The 17361-nt window shown below is 73.4% G+C and carries 14 protein-coding genes and 1 riboswitch; of the genes, 5 read left to right on the top strand and 9 right to left on the bottom strand.

Going from position 1 to position 17361, the window contains the following annotated elements:
- Positions 1-20: 20 nt before the first annotated feature.
- A riboswitch (cobalamin riboswitch) is annotated at positions 21-213 on the bottom strand.
- Positions 214-517: 304 nt separating this feature from the next.
- From DFP74_RS12745 to DFP74_RS12735, 3 genes are all read right to left on the bottom strand, one after another.
- The gene (locus tag DFP74_RS12745; RefSeq protein ID WP_121181899.1) at positions 518-1090 is read right to left on the bottom strand and encodes a hypothetical protein; all 573 of its coding nucleotides are present in this window, start codon (positions 1088-1090) and stop codon (positions 518-520) included.
- Between the two features lie 26 nt (positions 1091-1116).
- Positions 1117-2844 (bottom strand): NYN domain-containing protein, encoded by a 1728-nt coding sequence (locus tag DFP74_RS12740; protein ID WP_121181898.1) that lies wholly within the window; start codon positions 2842-2844, stop codon positions 1117-1119.
- A gap of 192 nt (positions 2845-3036) precedes the next feature.
- Complete coding sequence (locus DFP74_RS12735; RefSeq protein ID WP_121181897.1) at positions 3037-5913, bottom strand: sigma-70 family RNA polymerase sigma factor; 2877 nt, start codon at positions 5911-5913, stop codon at positions 3037-3039.
- Between the two features lie 207 nt (positions 5914-6120).
- Here DFP74_RS12735 and DFP74_RS12730 point away from each other — a divergent pair, with 207 nt between their 5' ends.
- Positions 6121-6864 carry a hypothetical protein gene (locus tag DFP74_RS12730; RefSeq protein ID WP_121181896.1) on the top strand — a complete coding sequence of 248 codons (744 nt, stop codon included), beginning with the start codon at positions 6121-6123 and terminating at the stop codon, positions 6862-6864.
- A gap of 270 nt (positions 6865-7134) precedes the next feature.
- On the opposite strand, the gene DFP74_RS33290 is transcribed toward DFP74_RS12730, so the two are convergent.
- Complete coding sequence (locus DFP74_RS33290; RefSeq protein ID WP_147453861.1) at positions 7135-7401, bottom strand: hypothetical protein; 267 nt, start codon at positions 7399-7401, stop codon at positions 7135-7137.
- Positions 7402-7411: 10 nt separating this feature from the next.
- Between DFP74_RS33290 and DFP74_RS33285 the strand changes: the two genes are divergently transcribed.
- Positions 7412-8020: a hypothetical protein gene (locus DFP74_RS33285; protein ID WP_147453860.1), complete on the top strand. Its 609-nt coding sequence runs from the start codon at positions 7412-7414 to the stop codon at positions 8018-8020.
- A 1273-nt stretch (positions 8021-9293) separates the two neighbouring features.
- Here the strand turns inward: DFP74_RS33285 and DFP74_RS12720 are convergent.
- The 5 genes from DFP74_RS12720 to DFP74_RS12700 all read right to left on the bottom strand — a co-directional run bounded on the left by DFP74_RS12720 (position 9294) and on the right by DFP74_RS12700 (position 13263).
- A complete protein-coding gene (locus tag DFP74_RS12720; RefSeq protein WP_121181894.1) occupies positions 9294-10184 on the bottom strand; it encodes an ATPase in 891 nt (296 codons plus the stop codon).
- Positions 10185-10197: 13 nt separating this feature from the next.
- A complete protein-coding gene (gene eccD / locus DFP74_RS12715; RefSeq protein WP_121181893.1) occupies positions 10198-11523 on the bottom strand; it encodes a type VII secretion integral membrane protein EccD in 1326 nt (441 codons plus the stop codon).
- Positions 11524-11575: 52 nt separating this feature from the next.
- Positions 11576-12535: a TNT domain-containing protein gene (locus DFP74_RS12710; protein WP_121181892.1), complete on the bottom strand. Its 960-nt coding sequence runs from the start codon at positions 12533-12535 to the stop codon at positions 11576-11578.
- A gap of 73 nt (positions 12536-12608) precedes the next feature.
- A complete protein-coding gene (locus DFP74_RS12705) occupies positions 12609-12908 on the bottom strand; it encodes a pore-forming ESAT-6 family protein (RefSeq protein WP_121181891.1) in 300 nt (99 codons plus the stop codon).
- A gap of 25 nt (positions 12909-12933) precedes the next feature.
- Complete coding sequence (locus tag DFP74_RS12700) at positions 12934-13263, bottom strand: hypothetical protein (RefSeq protein WP_121181890.1); 330 nt, start codon at positions 13261-13263, stop codon at positions 12934-12936.
- Between the two features lie 191 nt (positions 13264-13454).
- Here DFP74_RS12700 and DFP74_RS12695 point away from each other — a divergent pair, with 191 nt between their 5' ends.
- From DFP74_RS12695 to DFP74_RS12685, 3 genes are all read left to right on the top strand, one after another.
- Positions 13455-13772, top strand: coding sequence for a hypothetical protein (locus DFP74_RS12695; protein WP_121181889.1), 318 nt, complete (start codon positions 13455-13457; stop codon positions 13770-13772).
- Positions 13773-13811: 39 nt separating this feature from the next.
- On the top strand, positions 13812-14171 hold the full coding sequence (locus DFP74_RS12690) for a DUF6507 family protein (protein ID WP_121181888.1): 360 nt from the start codon (positions 13812-13814) through the stop codon (positions 14169-14171).
- Positions 14172-14296: 125 nt separating this feature from the next.
- Positions 14297-17347 carry a DNA/RNA non-specific endonuclease gene (locus DFP74_RS12685; RefSeq protein WP_121181887.1) on the top strand — a complete coding sequence of 1017 codons (3051 nt, stop codon included), beginning with the start codon at positions 14297-14299 and terminating at the stop codon, positions 17345-17347.
- Positions 17348-17361 lie beyond the last annotated feature (14 nt).

Here is a 17361-nt window from a genome sequence, read left to right as displayed (position 1 = left end):
AGCCCCGTCGTCGGCGCACGTCTCACGTGCGCGCCGGTGGCAGGTCTTCGGGCTCGTGGGCGGCCTACCGACCGTCGCTTCCCGGGACTCTCAGGGGTTCCCAGTGCGTGTGACGGCCTTCGTTCCCACTTACCGCTGCGGGGCAGCCCCGGATTCGCACCGGGTTCCCTCTTTCCTCACCCCGTGGGGTGAACCACCAGCGGGAGCGATACTACATCTAGGGGATGGCGGCTCGGAACACCGCAAGATGATGGCGTGTCGCTGATTTCTCGGGTTCGGTCCGCGCGAGGATGAGCACGCCGCGGGCATGGTATGACGCGCCGCGGACCCCAGGCGGAACGGGGGTTCGGCGGCCCTCGCGGGCACCGTTCACAGGCGGCCCGACTCAGACTAGGCCCCCGTGGCGGTGGTGGCGATCAGGGTGGGCGTGAACTTTCCGACGCTCGCGAAGCGGCCTCCCGGAGCCGGCGCGGGACCGACCCGGGAGTGGGCGCGGGACCGGCCCGGGAGTGCGCGCTCAGTCGGAGTCGACCCACCCGTCCAGATCGTCCTCGTCCAGCCCGAGATCGTTGCGGATGCGGAACCGGATGCGCAGCAGCTCCATCAACAGGTCGTGCACGTAGGGGGACGCCGCGTCGCCGATGTGCAGGCGGGCTCCGGCGGTGGCCCACCGCTCGGCTCCCGCGAGGTCGTCGTGCGCGTAGAGCGCCTCGGCGATGTGGATGTGGGTGGACAGGCCGTGCGGGCCCTCGGTCTCCAGACGTTTGAGCTGGGCCTGCGCGCGCTCCACCTCGTCCAGGTTCAGGAGCGCTCCGGCGCGCAGCGCGCGGGCGTCGATCACCGTGGAGCCGCCGTCGTCGATCGCCCGCTGGTAGGCGGCGCAGGCGCGCTCGAACTCCTGCGCGATCTCCCACTGCTCGCCCGCCCGCACGAACAGCTCCGCCCGGCCGATCTCACTGCCGGCGTCGACCCGGTTGGCCAGGTCCAGGAGCTGGGCGGCGACTCCTTCGTGTTCGCCGGACCTGACGGCATGGAACTCCAGACGATCGAGCTCCGCCGTCGTCACGTGCGTCAACCGCATCGCCGCCATCCCCTACTCGCACTCCCACACGCCGCTCAAGGCCTGGCGCGCTCCAGTGCCTGCCAGAACCCCTGGCGCAGTCCGTCCCGGACCTCGTCGCGCAACAGGTGGTCGATCGGAAGCGAGGACCCCTGGAGCAGACGCGCCTCCAAGTCGGAGGGCATCCGGGGCCTACGCGCGAGAACGGCCTCCACCCACAGGGCGGGCGCCTCGCGGGCGATCGACTCCGCGAAGTCGTTCCCTTCTTTGTGCGCGACATGCACCGCTTCGTCAACGGTATGCGCGCCGGGACCGCTCTGCTGTGGATATCCAGGACTTGAACGCGGTTCCTGATAACCGTCGGTACCGAACCGAACGGTGTCATGGTCGGGACCAGTAGGCTGCCGCACCCCGTAGCCGGGTGCCGGCCCGCCGCGACGTGCGGCGTCAGTTTCCGTACTGGTCCCATAGGTAGGGTTTGCTTCGTGCCCACCTCCGAAACCGGAGTCGTCCCCGGCCCCGTACCGCTGGTCCGGCGGTGGAGCGCTTCTCTGCGGTGGCGCGTGGCCCGCCTGCGGGTCGGACGCGAACGAGGGCTGTGGTCCCGTTCCCGGCGCGAAGGACTGCTGCGGCCCGGTCCCGCCGGCGAAGGACTGCTGTGGGCCGGTCCCGCCCGCGAAGGAGCGCTGCGGGCCCGTGCCGGGCGAGTACGGGCGCTGGGAGCCGGTCATCGGCTGCCCCCCGCCCATCGACTGCCCGCCGCCCGGGGCCTGTCTGCCCGGCAGGGTGTAGCCCTCCGGGCGGCCCAGGCCGCCGTGGGAGCCCGTCCCCGGATAGCTCCCCTGGCCGTTGGGGCCGGAGGGCGCCCCGCCCCCGGGTGCGCTCGGGTACGGCACGCCGGAGCCGACCGCGGACTGGCCGCCGGACGGGAAGCCGTTGGCGTCGATCGGGCCGGACGGCTGGGAGTCGGCGCCGCGCCCGGCGAGGTGGTCGCCTCCGCCGCGCTGCTGCGCGAGGGACCTGCGCATGGCGCGCAGCTGGTCCATGGCGCTGCCCTGGGGGGCGGGCTGTGCGCCGGTCCCGGCGAACATCGCCTCCAGGCCCCCGGTGGAGGTGGCGGCCGGCTCGACCCGGCTCCCGCCGGGTTGGGCGGCCACCGGCTGGCGGGGGGCCTCCGGCGCCGACCGGGCACGGCCGTTGGCGAACGGCGTGGTGGTCTTGGAGGCGTTCTCCTGGGAGGCCTCGCTGCCGGTCAGCAGGTTGACGTGCGGTCGCAGGTGCCCGGCGCCGATCTCGATGAGGTCGTCGCACTCGCGGCGCAGCTGGCGGGAGATCGTCCAGTTGCCCTCGACGGAGATGTGCACGACGGTGACCCGCACTCCGAGGTCCTGGACGTCCGCGACGACCGACGCCATGTCCTCGTCCCCGCTGACCAGGACGGCGTCGCACAGGACCCCGGTCCGCGCCAGGGTGGTGAGGTCCCGTTGGACGTAGCTCTCCACGCCCTCGCGGCGCCCGGGTCTGATCCGCGCGGCGCGGAACTTGATGCCCGGGATGTCGGCGATGCCGTCCTGTTCCTGGGAGCGACGATCGTCGGCGACGGCCTCGTACCAGTAGCAGCGCAGGAGCGGCAGGCCCGTGCGGTCGCGCGCGACCTCGTTGAGGAACTGGACGAGTCCGGAGTAGTCCCAGGAGACGGAGTCCCGGTTGCGGGTTCCGTGTACGGCCATCGCGCCGTCAGCGAGAAGGTACCCCGCGTCGACGAACAACGCGCAGCGGTCCACGTGACACCGCCCCCTTCCCTATCGACTCTGGGCCATATCCATGGCCGGGGCACAGCCTAGCCAAATCCGTCTGGTTTTGTGCGCCACCTGTACATACTAAGAGTTACTTAGCAACTACGTATGGCCGACTTTCGGCCTCGTGTCCGGCGCATCGCCCCCACGGAGCGTCACCTCGACGGCGCCACCGGCCCCCTACGTTCGCATGGGCGCCGTCACCGCCACGACACCGACCAGGACCGCGTCCCCGTCCGAGACCACCCGCAGTTCCGACTCGCGTCCCAGGACCGGCTCGGTGCGGAGCACGTCGGTCCCGAACGCCATGGGGTCGCCGACCGCTCCGCGCGCCGACCCGACGAAGGCGTTGTCGCCCGTCGCGTACTCCCCCCGCGGGATCAGCACCCGGCCGTCCACGGTCAGCTGGTCGCCGTAGAGCTCGTCGTCGCCCTCCCAGGCGGTCACGTCGACCACGGCGGGGACCGACGACGGCAGCAGTCCCGACACCGGGAAGCCGAGCCCGGCCGGGTCCTGGAAGACCGCACCGGCCGCGTCCAGGACCATGGTCTGGTTGTAGGAGCCGACCTCCGGATCCTCCATCACGACCAACAGGTTCCAGCCGGCGTAGACCGCGCGGCCCTCGCGCGCGGGGACGTCGGCCACCCACCACTCACCGCCGCCCTGGGCCCGCACGAGGTCCGTGACGTCGGCGAAGGCCTGGTAGGCGGGGTAGCCGGGCAGCTCGGCGACCCGGGTCTCGGCGGCCGCGACGTCGGCGTAGGAGGCCATACCGGGGCCCTTGATCCGAGCCGTGGCCGCGTCGGGCGCGCCCGCGCCGGAGAAGTACAGTCCGGCCCAGCGCACGGAGCCGCCCTCGGGCAGCCGCCAGGTCGCCGAACTGGACGCCGTGGTCGTGGGATCCCAGTCGCGGTCCAGCGGGGCCATCTCCCAGTGGTCGTTGTCGCGGCGGTCGCCCTGGCGGGCCCGGGCCTGGGCGCAGGGGCCGTCCGCAGCGCCCTCCTCGACCTCCGGGGCGGGCGGCGGGGAGGGGTCGGCGTAGGCGTCCTCGTCCGCCTCGGGCACCTCGGACCCGTCACTCTCGGGAACGGAGGGGGCGGTCGGCGCCGAGGGCGGCACGGGCACATCGTTGTCCGATTCGTGATCCGGCGTCTGCGGCGTCACGTCCGCCCCGGGGGGATCGCTTTGCTCAGGCGTCCCAGGTGTTTCCCCCTGCCCCAGGCCGAGGGGGCCGCCCGGGTCCGCGGGGGGCCGCCGCAGGTCGCCGTCGCCGTCCTCGTCGGCGGTCCCATCGCCGTCGCCCTCGCCCTGCCCGCCGGGGCCGGGCACCTCCGGCGGCTCCTGCGGCTCGACCCCGGGCTCGCCGGACCCCCACCAGGGCCAGGGCCAGTGCGGGGACTCGGGTTCGACACAGGTCATCAGAGCGTTGCCGACGCTCTCGGCCCGGACCCGCCCCGCCGTCGCGTAGCGCGCCGCCACACCGTGCGGGCTCACGCCCCGCTCGCCCGTCGCGGTGGCGGTGACGTCCCCCGAGGAGACGGTCACGCGGGCGGGAACACCGAGGTCGGCGTCGGGGGCCACGCGCACGTCGAAGAACTGGGTGCCGTCCTGGCCCGCCTCCATCCCCGCGTGCACGCAGCGGCCGCCGTCCCCGTCGACCGCGCAGCTCCAGTCGCCGTCGCCCACCGCGGCGGGCACGGCCGTCCCGGCGCCGCCGTCGGCGATCATCGTCACGCCCGGGGGCAGGGTGATGAGCGCGATGACGTCCTCGACCGTGCTCGCCCCGATGTTGCGCACGTCCAGGACCATGATCCCGTCCACGCCCGGGATGAGCGCCCCCACGGGGTCGATCCCCGCCGCGAACAGGGGGCCGGGCGCCTCCTCCAGCGGGAGTTCGTCCTCGGGAACGTCGGCGGGGGGCAGGACCGCGCTCAGGACCGACGGCGGATCGGCGTCCTCCGGTGCGTCGGCCTGGGCGGCGGGAGGGTCGGCGGGCGCGCCGGGCGGCGGATCGGCGGGCGCCCCCGGCGGGACTCCGGGCGGGTCCGCGGGAGCGCCGGGCGGGGGTTCGTCCGGCGGGGCGGCGTGGCCGGGCGGCGCCGCGACCGGCGCGGTCTCCTCCTCCCGCAGCGGCTCCTGACCGCCGACCAGGGCGAGCGCGATCGCGACCGCCATCCCGGCCGCGGCGGCGGCCCCGGCCGTCACCTGCTGCCGGCGCCGGGACATGCGGCTCCACAGCGCTCCGGTGGCCGCGCCCCCGGGCGTGGTCGCCAGGTAGCCGGCGGCGCCGACGCCGACGAAGATCGGCAGCACCACCCCGCGCAGCCCGACGTTGACGTCCATCAGCTCCGCGTACACCTCGCGGCAGTCCGCGCAGCCGTCCATGTGGCCGTCGACCTTGGCGGTGTCGCGCTTGGACAGGCCGCCGCGGACGTAGGCGCCGAGCAGGTTGAGCGCGGGACGGCAGGCCTCCGGCGCGGCCCCGCCCGCCAGGTGCATCTGGAGGTAGGCCTGCCGGAGCCCCTCCCTGGCCCGGTAGGCCAGGGCGGCGACCCCGTTGGCGTTCATCCCGAGGATGGGCGCCGCCTCGGCCGGCTTGATGCCCTCGATCTCGGTGTGCCAGAGCACGGACTGCCAGCGTTCGGGCAGGGAGAGGAAGGCACGGGCGATCAGGGAGCGTTCGAGGCCCTCCAGCGCGGGGTCCACGAACGGTTCGCCCGAGTCGTAGCTCTCCATGTCGTCCGTGACGACCTGGCGCTTGTCGCCCCGTCCGCGGTCGTAGGCCGCGTTGCGCACGGCGGTGAGCAGGTAGGGGCGGAAGGAGTCGGTGGGGCCCGCGCCCCGCTGGATGACGCTCAGGACGCGCGTGAAGGCCTCGGCGACCGCGTCCTCGACCTCCGCGTCGCCCCGCAGCAACTGCCGGGCGAGTCCGCGTGAGGCGGCCGCGTGGCGTTCGTAGAGCGTGGCGTAGGCACCGGTGTCACCGCTTCGGACCCGCTTGATGATCTCCGCGTCACCAAGGAGAACCTCTGTGTGATTGCCGTCGGCGTCGGTCACCAGCGCCCCTCTCTCGTAGATCCCGCCACAAGCCAGAAGGAACGCTGGTCGGGGGTCAGAAAACTCGTGCTCGGAAAAATATCCCGCATCCGCGTCATGGTCGCCACCGATCTCCGTATTTAGGTCGAAGGCGAAAGGCGGCGGCCCACCGCGGGGGCGCGGGCCCCACCTCTCGCCAGGAGAGATCCACCGACCGGGAGCGGAGCCATGCGCGAGACGGAAGTGAGTGCCGGGTGTGGCCGTACGGCCCGCGCCCGCGAACTGCGCGCCGCTTGGGGGCGGCGCAGCCAGGAGTCCGGCTGGGTCCCGCCCGGCGACTGGTGGACGCCCGCCGTGGACACGGTGTGCGAGGCCTTCACCTCGGGGTCCGACCTGATCGACGCCTGCGCCCGCCTGGGCGAGGCGCGGGGCAGGTCGGGGATCGGCGTCGGCCCCAGTCTGTCGGACCTGGCGACCTTCACGGGGGTCGCCGGTTGGGAGCACCCGCCGTTCGAGCTCACGCGGGCCCTGGCCGAGGGGTGGGTCGACGCCGGGCGCGCCCAGGACCACTGCCAGGATTCGCTGACCGGCCTGGGCACCCACGCCTACCTGCGCACACGCGTCGGTGAACTGTACCGGTCTCCGGAGGGCTCGGCCCCGCCCGCGCTGGGCCACCAGCTCGTCGTGCTGGCCCTGGACCCGTCGATCGACCCGTGGCGGCGGACGGCGCGGCTCATCGTGCTCGGCTACGAGCTGCGGCGGTACTTCAGCCGCGGGGAGTCGGTGTGCGTGGTCGACCGGGGACGGATCGCGGTGGTCGCCTCCCGCTCGGAACCGGTGGAGCGGGAGCTGGAGGTGCTGCGCCGGGGGCCGGGGTGGGAACACGGTGTGGCCGTGTGGTCCGTGCCTCTGCCGCCCACGCACCGGGAGGCCCTGACGCTGCTCGACGGCATGGGGAGGCGGCGCGGATGACCATGTGACGCCGTCCGGCGTCGCGCGGTCCCACCATGAGGGGGGAGGGACCCGGCGCCGGACGGTCGCGCCGACCGCTGTGTGGCTCTGAGGGGAAGCACACGGCCGGGTCGGCGCACCGGACGGGTACCGCGCGGTCCTCTGGCCCCCACGTGAGGGCGGCCCCGCGACCTCGTCCGGAACAGAGGGGGTGCCGCCGAGCGGCACGCCCGGAGGCGCGTCCGCATGGGGAGGCGGGCGCGCCTCCCATCAGATCACCCGATCACGGACTCATCCGAGGTTCAGGCGACCGCCCGTCGCGGCGAAGAGCGCCCTGCCCCACCGGGAGGCGGGCACGGGGGCGAGCGCGAGGATGCGTTGTTCGTAACCGCCCGACACCGGGACGTGCCCGGGTTCGGCGGGCGCCGCGTCGGCGCCCGCGTCCCGCGCAGGGGACGGCGGGACGGTCTCACGGGTGGCGGCGGAGGCCCTCCGGTCGGCGGCGCGCACGGTGAAGGTGTCGGTCTCCTCCGCGTCCGGGTTCGGGGAGTCGCCCACCCCGGGCACGGTGACCACCGTCGGCGTGCGGCGGTTCGACGGCCGGACCGCCGGCGGCCTGCGGGCCTCGGTCTCCGAGGCGGCCCCGAACCACGCCTGCGCGGGGCGGATGAACGTCTCCGTGGCCTCGGCGTCGACCGGGTCCGCGGGCTCGCGCGAGGACTGCGGCGCGGCGGGTTCGGCGGACGCGCTCGGTTCCGGGGCGGGGTCCGCCGGGGTCTCCGGCTCCGGGGCGGGAGGCGGCGACACGGCTGTCGCGGGCTCCGGGGGCGCGGTCTCCGGGGGCGCGGTCCTCGCTTCGGGCGAGGGAGCGGTCGGCTCCGGTGACGGTGCGGCGGGCTCCGGAGGCGCGGCGGGATCGGTTCGCTCCGGCACGAGGGTCGCGGATTCCGGTGCCGACGCCGGAGCGCCCGGCGCGTCGGACCCGGATGGCTCCTCGGACGCGGGCACCGGCTCGGGTGTCGGCGGCACCACGGGCGGAGCCGCCGGGGGCGCGGTGGAAGCGCTCGGCTTCACCTCGGGTTCCGCGCGCGCCTCGTCCACAGGCCACGCGGACCAGTCCCGCGCGCTCTGGGGGGCGGGTTCGGGAGCCCGCGACGGCACGGCCGGGTCGGGGTAGGCGGGCCGCCGTACGGGCGCGGCCGGGGGTTCGGGGGCCGGTCGTGGGGGTGCGGGCATCGGGGCGCCGGAGAGGAAGGCCTCCGCCACCGAGTCACTGGCGACCGTGTTCGGGGCCGACTCGCCGTGCGACGCCTGCGGCCCGGACACGCGGGCTTCGGGCGGCGCGGGCGGGTACGGGTAGGAAGGATTCTGCGGCGCGTACGGCGACGGAGGTGCGGGGGCGCCGTAGGGAAGCTGTGGGCCCGAGGTCGCCGAACCGGCCGACTCGCCCGGCGCAGCGGCCCCATAGGGATACCGCTGACCCGACGCCGCACGGGGCGCCGGACCGCCTCGCGGGCCCCGGGAACCCTGGGGCATCTGCGGACCGGATGGCTTCTGCGCAACACCAGGACGCTCGGGCGCCTGCGGACCCGACGGACCCTGCGCAACGTCAGGACCCTGCTGCCCGAACGTCTCTCCAGATACCGGTCCACCCCATGCATCCGCCGAGCCCTGGGGCACCTGCGGACCCTGCGGGTCCCGCGAAACCTGCGGCCCTTGCGGAACAACTCGGCCCTGCGGGCCGGACCGCCCTCCAGGCACCGGCCCACCCCAAGCGTCCCCCGAACCCGGGGGCACCTGCGAACCCGACGACCCTGGCGGGACACCGGGAGCTTGCGGCCCGGACGGACCTTGCGGAACACCAGAACCCTGCGGACCCGACGGACCCCGCACAACACCAGGACCCTGTGGCCCGGCCGGACCGTGCGGCGCCTGCGGGCCTGACGGCCCATACGCCTCTCCAGGCAACCGCGAACCCTGAGGGGCCTGCGGACCCGACGACCCGTGCGGGACACCGGGAGCTTGTGGCCCGGGCGGACTTTGCGGAACACCAGAACCCTGTGGCCCCGACGCCCCGTGCGGCGCCTGCGGGCCTGACGGCGCATACGCCTCTCCAGGCAACTGTGAACCCTGGGGCGCTTGCGGACCCGACGGACCCTGCGACCCGTACGCCTCTCCAGGCGCCGGTCCGCCCCACGCATTCCCGGAACCCTGCGGCACCTGGGGACCCGAGGGGGCGTACGAGGGCGGAACTCCCGGCTGACCCTGCGGTCCCGGGGCGCCCGGCACGGGGCGGTCGGCCGGAGGCCGGGGGTCCGAGCCCTGCGGGGAGTGCTGGGGGCCGGTGGGCTCTCCCGGAGCGGGACGCTGCACCGCGTACGGGAACTGGATGTCGTCGGGCAGCACGGGCGTCTGCTCGTCGGCGGGCTCGGGGTGTGGATCGTGCTGGTTCATGGCGCGCTTCCCTGTCGCACGGTCGGGCGGCCGCCGTCGACCGCCCTGTTCAAGGCCTCGGCGGCCACGTGGAGGACCGTTCGGTGCGTGGCCTCGCTGATCCGGCGGGGCGAGACGGCGAGCCCCTGGGCCAGATGGCGGTCGTGCGGCCAGATCACCACGTCGGCGCCGGACTCGCCCACGACGCGTGCCGTGCGTACGGCGTCGAACCCGGGGTCCTCGCGGCCCTGGTGGTCGAACACGACCACCACGGTCCGCCCGAGCTCGTCCTCCCGCCCCTCCTGGACGAGCCGGTCGAGCCCGCGGCCCAGTAGGACGGCCGCGTCCCGGGTCGCTCGGACCACCCGGACCCGGGCGTGCGCACCCGCCCCCACCGCGTCCACGAAGCCCCCGCTCGAGCCCGCGACCAGCGTCACCCCGAAGAACCGGGACAGCGGCAGCAGCCCGGACACGTAGGCGCTCGGGTCCGCGGCGTCGGCCGGAACCGTCCACAGCCGCTCGCCGACCTCCCCCAACGAGGACCGGGCCGACTCGAACGACGTCGTGTCCACCCCGCCGTCGAGTCCGCCCTCGTGCACGGTGTCCAGCCTGGTGCCCAGCGAGGGGAGACCGGCGGTCGCGTCCACCGCGAGGACGCGGTCGTGCCGGTAGTGCGCGAACACCCGGCCCAGGAGCGCGGTCACCACCGCGGTGTCCGCCCCCGTGCCGAGGTCGTCGACCACGATCCGCCGACCCGTCGCGGTGGACCGCTGCAGCCGCGCCCCCACCTCGATCGTGTCGGCCACCTCGCCCACCGGGCGGAACGGCCGGAGCACCGCGCGGCCCACCCGGCGCGGCCAACGGTCCCCCGGCACGGGCCGGGGCGTCGCGGTCTGCGTTGCGCTCATCGTCTCTCCCCGGTCAGAACGTCGCGAGCAGGCGCTCGTAGGTACCGAAGGCCCCGATCGCCACCGGCACCATCACCACGACGGCGATCGCCTCCAACCTGCTGGTCACACCGCGCAGCCGGGCCCTGACGTGCTCGGGCTGTTCGACGGACAGGACCACCACGGGAATCGCGGCCACCGCGGCGGCGACGCCCAGCGCGGGCCACACACCCCAGGACACCGTCTGGGTCAAGGACACCAGGAAACTCAGCAGCACCACCAGGCTCGCGGCGACCAGGACCGCCTTCTGCGCCACCAGCGGGAACAGCCGGGCCCGGCTGGCGATCACGAGCGCCAACACCACCAGCAGCGCGGCCGTCCAGGGGGTGAGCTCGGAGGCCATCCCCACACCGGCGCCGGCCGCCGCCACCGCCACGGAGACCGTCGCGATGACCAGGCTCCGGTGCGCACCCGCCACGGAGGTGAACACGTCGACGCGCGCGACGGCGCCGCCGGAGCTGCGCTCGTCGTCCAGGCCCGCCAGTCCGGAGAACATCAGCGCCAGCCGTAGCAGGACGCTCAACAGGATCATGCAGGTCACCGAGACGATCACGCCCACCTGGTCGGCGGGCAGCCCCAGCGCGGCGCTCACCGACCACACCGCGGCCAGCGCCAGTCCCGCCCCGCCGCCGGTGAGTCCGCCCCGGCCCAGGCCGGACGTGAGCCCCAGCAGCAGGACCAGTGCCGACGCCAGCGCGGCCAGCCCGCCCCACCGGACCCACTCCGGCCAGCCGAGGAGGTCGCACGCCGACCACAGAGCCAGCCCGCCCATCGCGGTGCCGCTGATCGTCAGCGCGGTGCCCAGGGGCTCGCGCCAGGTCGGCCCGACGGCCGCGCCGACCGCCACGAGCAGGGCCGCGACCACCGCCACGGCCACCAGACCCGAGGTCCCCGGCCACTGCGACGCGACCACCCATCCGGCGCCCAGGGCCAGCACGGCCAGGGAGGCCGTCGCCGTCCACCGGGCCGCCACCGGCGACCAGCGCCCGCCGTGCTCGTCCAGTGCCCGGGACACGGCCTCGGGCACCTCGTGCACCACCGGCGCGGGCACCGGGTCCTCGGCGTGGACCAACCGCAGCACCGCGCCGTCCGCGACCTGCCGGTCGGCGAGCGTGACGTCGCCGTCGAGCACCGCCCCGGAGGCCGTGACCAGGTGGCGCAGGCGCGCCGGGTTCTGCACCTGGTCGCCGAGGAGGTCGAGCACCTCCGGCATGAGCGCGCCGACGGGCTCGGCCGCGGGCAGGACGGCGTCGACCCGGCGCCCCTCACCGACGAGGGTCACTCGGCTCCAAGCAGTCATCGCCTACTCCTGAGTGTCTTGCTGGTACGGCCGCTCACGCATCCGCATGTGGTCATTCGGGGACGTCCGCGACCGCGACTCGTTCGAGGTAGCCGCTGCCGATCAGCCAGCGGATGGTGGGCGCCGGGGGGACCTCGGCGAAACCGGCGGTGTCCAGGGTGAACCGGACGCCGCCCCCGGAGGCGATGGTCGCACTCACTTGGAACGGGTGCAGGACCCGGTACCGGTGGTAGAGCTCCTCGCCCTCCGGTCCGGTCCGAACGTAGTCGGGCAGCCCGCGTTCGGCGAAGGGCGTGCCGTCCGGGTTCAGGACGCGTCCGCTCTCCTGGCCGAAGGCGTCCAGGACGTCGCCGACCTCCAGTGTGTGCAGGTAGGAGTCGCCGCTGCGCTCCTCCAGGTCGGAGTGGACACCGTCGACCATCTCCGTGACGGCCTCCGCGGCCGCCGTCTCCTCGGCCGGTGTGAGGCCGACGGGCTCGGGCTCGGTGGTGGCCAGTTCCTGGAACAGCCACCGCGCGGCCTGGTCCTCGGTCGTGAACTCCAGTCCGGGGCGCCCCCGGTCGAAGTCCATGACGGCGGCCGACAGGTAGCCCTCCGAGTCCTGGGTGAGCAGGTAGTAGCTGTCGAGGGTCTCCGGGGCCGGCCGGGTGTCGCCCGGCAGGACGTAGAGGCTCTCGGGGACGCCCGCGGCGTCGAGTTCCTCGCGCAGCATGTCCAGGGTGACCTCGGTCCCCACCCAGTCGCCGGGGACGGGCGGCACGGCGTTGTTGGCCGGCCCGGAGGAGGCCTGCTCCTGCTCGATCCGCTGGCTGCTGAGGGTGTTGCTGACGAAGGACCAGCCGACGGTCCCGCCGCAGACGACCGCGGCGAGACAGGCGCTGATCACCACCTTGCCGATGTTCTCGTCCAGCCGGCGACGGGTGCGCTGGCCTCCGAAGAGCACCGCCTCGCGCAGCCGCTGGCGGCGCACGGCGACGGATTCGAGAAGTTGGCTGTCGTAGTCGCGGGCCAACAGCACTCCTTCGCAGTGTCCCGCGTGCGCGGGGGGTGGTGATTCGGGCTACCTGTCCCGCCGACGGCGGCGGTCAGATGTTGGCGACCGCCGTGCTCGCGCGGCTGAGGGACTCCTCCGCGGTGGCGTCGTTGGTCTCCAGGGTGTCGCGGACGAGACGGATGATCGCACGAACCTCGTTAGCGGCGTTGTGCCACTTGATCTCCTTCTCGTTGTACTCCTCCGAGACACCGTCGATCTCCATGTCGGCCATCGCCTGGCTGACGTCGGTGTCGTGCTCGCCGATGATCGCCTCGAGGCGGCTGACGATGGTGCTGATGTCGCCCTGGACCTCCTGGGAGGCACCGACGTCGTACGAGTTGCGTCCACTCATCGAGTTGCTCCTTCGGTGTGGTCGGTCAGCGGAACTTGGCGGCGTCGAAGTTGGCCGCGCCCATGTTCTGGTTGGCGTCGTCGGCCATGGTCTCGGCACCGCCGGCGAGCGAGGCGTTGACGCCGGTCTGGCCCTCCTGGATGGAGCCGAGGCCGGCCCTCAGGTCGGCGGAGATGCCGTCGGCCCTGGCCTTGAAGGAGTCGAAGGCGGCCTTGCCCGGGCCGTCGAACTTGCCGGACAGGGGTTCCGCGGCCTGGACGAGCTGTCCGATGAGGCTGGAGAGCTCGTCACCCGTGCCCGCGGTGCTCTGCGAGAGCGTGGTCAGCGTGCTCTCGCCGACGTCCCAGCGTGACATCCGTTCACCTGCTTTCCTCGGGGGTCCTCGTGAGGCGGTCGCCTCCCGCATGGGAGATGCGTGTCGAGTATCTCTGGTTCGCCCTGAACGCACCGGAACCAGTTGCCTGTGATCGTCGTCCTACCGACCGGAACCAAGGACACCACAATGGTCGGAACGGGCACGAACCCGGGCCCGGGGAAGGGGAGGACATGAAGTTCGACGTCGTCGGGATCGAGATCGATCCGGCCGCCGGCCCGGAACCGGGCCCCCCGTCGGCCGGGCCGGACACGGCCTCCGGCGCGGCCTCGGACCCCCCCGCTGCCCACCCCCGGCTGCGCATGGCCGCCGAGCGGATGCACACCCAGGTCAGAACCGATCTGGCGACGCTGAACCAGTCCCTCGGCCGACTCCGTGAACGTCTGGAGCGCGCGCAGGCGCACGCCCCCGACGACTATCCCGACGCGCGTCCGCCCTCGGACTTCCGGGCGGACGCCTTCTCCGCCGGCTCCGGCCGGACGGGCCACTGACTCCACAGCAGGCAGGGAAGCAGGGAAGGGAAGACCCGCATGTCGACGTGGGACATCCAGCCGAGCGAGGTCGGCGGCGTCCTGACCACCGTCTCCGGATTCATCGGCGAGGAGGGCGGTTCCGAATGCCTGGTCGGATGCATGGAGAAGATCGAGGCGCGCATCGTCGAGATCAGCGAGGAAGCGAACAGCGGCCCCGTCTCGATCGCCCTGGGCGAGTTCGCCGAGGTGCAGTTCGGCGTGATGGGCGGCATGGCGAGCCTGACCGTGAGCGCACTCACCGGCGCGAGCGAGGCCACCACCCACTACGTCGAGGGCAACCTGACGATGGCCGCGGAGGCCCAGGCCGGAGCGGGCGAGGTGCCCGAACCGGAGAACCTCCCGGAGCCGCAGCCCTGACGTCCCCCTGACCGCGCTTCCCCCGCTCCCCCGACGCGCGACACGTCACCCACCCCCATGAACGGGCACAGCCGCACGGCGCCCGGATCACTGACTCCCCTCAGCCCCGGATGGAGACCCCGCCAGTGACCGCTGACATGTGCACGCCGAACCCCGGCGGCGCCATCAACCCCGACGCCTTCCCGATCCCCACGGTCTCGCCGGCCGCGCTCGAAGGACTCGCCTCCCGGCTGAGGGCCCACGGCACCGAGCTCGCCGGTGTCGGCCAGGACATCAAGACCCACTGGGGCGGGCTCTCCTCCTGCTACAGGGCGCCGGAGGCGGAGACCCTGTTCTCGGTGCTCGACCCCGTCGCCTCCGACGGCGACGACGTCGAGACCTCGATGGGCGACGCCGCCACCGCCCTGGAGACCTTCGCCGAGCGGGCGCGCGACATCAAGAGCCGCTGGAACACGCTGAAGGCCGACGCCAACGCCTTCCTGGCCACCATCGACACCAGCACCGACGAGTGGCGCAAGGCCGAGGGCTGGTGGGACCGGCTCTGGGGCAAGGAGAGCGGCAACGTCGGCAGGAACAACGAGCTGCACGCCGAGGCCGCCGCGCTCCAGCAGGAGTACGAGGAGGCCGAGCGGGACTGCGCCAACGCCATCAACGCCGGGATCGCCGGCCGCACCAACTTCGTCGCGGGCGACCTCAGCGGCGAGCAGACCCTGGGCGACAACGACTACGTGCACGGCTACGAGGGCGACCTGTCCGAGGTGCCCATGGCCTGGGGCGCGCCCGTGGAGACCGACCACGGCTGGTGGGTGGACGCGAGCCACGCGGTGTGGGACTTCGGCGTGGGCGCGGTCGAGGGTCTGGGCAGCATGGTGGGCGCCTACAGCTCCGAGGGCTGGTTCGAGGCCTCCTGGGGCGACGCCCTGTGGGAGCACTGGGAGGGCACGGCGCAGTCCGCCGCGTCCCTGGTGGGCATGTACGACGCCGAGGCCGACAGCTGGGGCTGGTCCGGCATGGACAGCGTCGGCGCGGCGTGGAAGGACGCCGCGCACGCGGTCGTTCCCTGGGAGGAGTGGGGCGACCGGCCGGGCTACGTCATCGGCACGGCGCTGCTCAACATCGGCGCGACCGTCGGCGGCGCGCTCCTGACCGCCACCGGGGTGGGCGCGGTGGTCGGTGTGCCGCTGATGGCCTGGCGCGGCGCCGCGATGCTCGACAAGATGGGCGGTTCCCGGGTCCCGGACCTGGACGCCGACGGGCTCCGCATCGACGTGTCGAACGGGCTTCCCAGCTACGGCAACCCCCGCCTGCCGAGTCTCACGTTCGACCTGAGCAACCTGAATCCCCTGAAGAACCTCAGCTTCAGCCCGAGCCAGCTCACGGACCTGCGCGGCACGCTCGACAAGCTGATCGGCTTCAACCTCCGGGGCGACCACGACACGGCCACGGCCGGGGGCGACCAGCGCCGGACGACGGGCGGCTCCGACGACGCGGACGCGAACACCGACGCGGACGCCGGCAACGGCACGCTCGACCCCACGATCGAACACGTCTCGGTGGCCCAGCGCCTGGTGGACGATCTGGGACTGGACCCTTCACTCGGCCGCACCTTCGACGGCATGAGCACGAGGGCGCAGGACCACCCGGGTTGGGAGCTGTCGCAGTACTCCGACTCCACGCCCGGCTCGTCCGCGGACCCGGCCAGAGTGCCCGCCGGTGTCGGCGCCCGGTCGGACGCCGCGGAGGCCGGGGCCACTCCGGACCGCCGTGTCGACCTGACCGGCACCGGCGACCGCGACGGGCTCGAAGGGCCCGACGGGCTCGACCGCCTCGACATCGACGCCTCGAACAACCGCCCCGTCGTCACCAACAGCGTCGACAACAACACCGGCACCACGCCCCGCAACGGCACCGGGGACACCGGAGGCATCGACGTCCGCGAGAACGGGTCCGGCCCGGGTGACGGCACGGGCGGGCGTTCCGGTCCCCCCGCTCCCCCGCCCGGCCGCGGCGGCCTTCCCGACGACGACGGCCGACCGTTCACCGACCGCGAGGACGGCGACCCGGCCCGCGACGACGGCGACCCCTCCTGGCAGGACGGACCGAGGACCGAGGTCCACGAGGGTGACCTGACGACCAGACGGGACGGCCAGGACGGCGACGCCGGCAACGGCGACCGCGACCGCGATGGGGACCGCGGCGGCGATGGCGATGGCGACGACCTCGACCCCCGCTACCGGGCGCCGGAGGTCGACCCCGAGAACGTCCACGAGATCAAGAAGGGCGACAAGGGGTTCCCCGGGCGCAACTCCGTCTTCAATCCGAAGAACCTCCAACCGAACTCGATGTACGACGTCGAGGGCCGCGGGAGGTTCTACACCGACGAGAACCGGAAGATCACCTACATCGAGACGCACCCGGGAGAGAAGGGCAACCGGAACCCGGAACTGAGGAACCCCCGGGCGGACACCACCTACGCCGTCGAGGTGCTCGAGAACAAGGGCCACAGGTACTACTACGAGACCGACGACAAGTCGCGCACCGCGCACGCCCACGGCGACCTCCAGAGGGTCAGGTCGGAAGCGGACACCGGCGGCCTCAGCCTCGAGGAGAAGAACGAGCTGTACCGTGCGAACGACCAGGGGGTCGAAGGGCGCAAGGGCGGCGGCGAGTACGACCCGAACGCCGACTTCCACTCGGCCGACTGGGACGGCGGCCACTTCATCGGGACCGGGTTCGGTGGCAGTGGTCACCGCCTCAACCTGTACGCACAACTCCGCGAGCTCAACCAGATCCAGACGGGCACGACGAAGGAGACCAACTTCTTCCGCCTGGAGCAGTTCTGGCGCGAGCAGGTGGACAGTGGAAAGAAGGTCGAGGTCTCGTTCGAGGCGGTCTACCCTGAAAAGGGAGAGGTGCCGACGGTCGTCGAAGTGAACTACTCCATCGACGGCGTTCCGCAGAATCCCATCCAGTACGAGAACGTTCCGGACCGCAAGAACGGATCGGCTCCCGCGAGGTCCTACGCGGAACGCATCGCCGCCGCCGCTCTGTCCATTCCCGTCGTCGCCGGGCTGACCGGATACGATGACCCCGGCGCAGTGCCCGAACTGCCGGACACCGAGGCTTCCAGCCCAGGCCCGGAGCCCGGCCGTGACACCGACGTGCCCCACATCTGAAACGAGTAGCCACC

This window comes from Nocardiopsis sp. Huas11 (assembly GCF_003634495.1).
In the GTDB taxonomy this organism is placed as follows: domain Bacteria; phylum Actinomycetota; class Actinomycetes; order Streptosporangiales; family Streptosporangiaceae; genus Nocardiopsis.
Note: the sequence above shows the minus strand (reverse complement) of the source record. Positions and strands in the feature narration are given on the sequence as shown.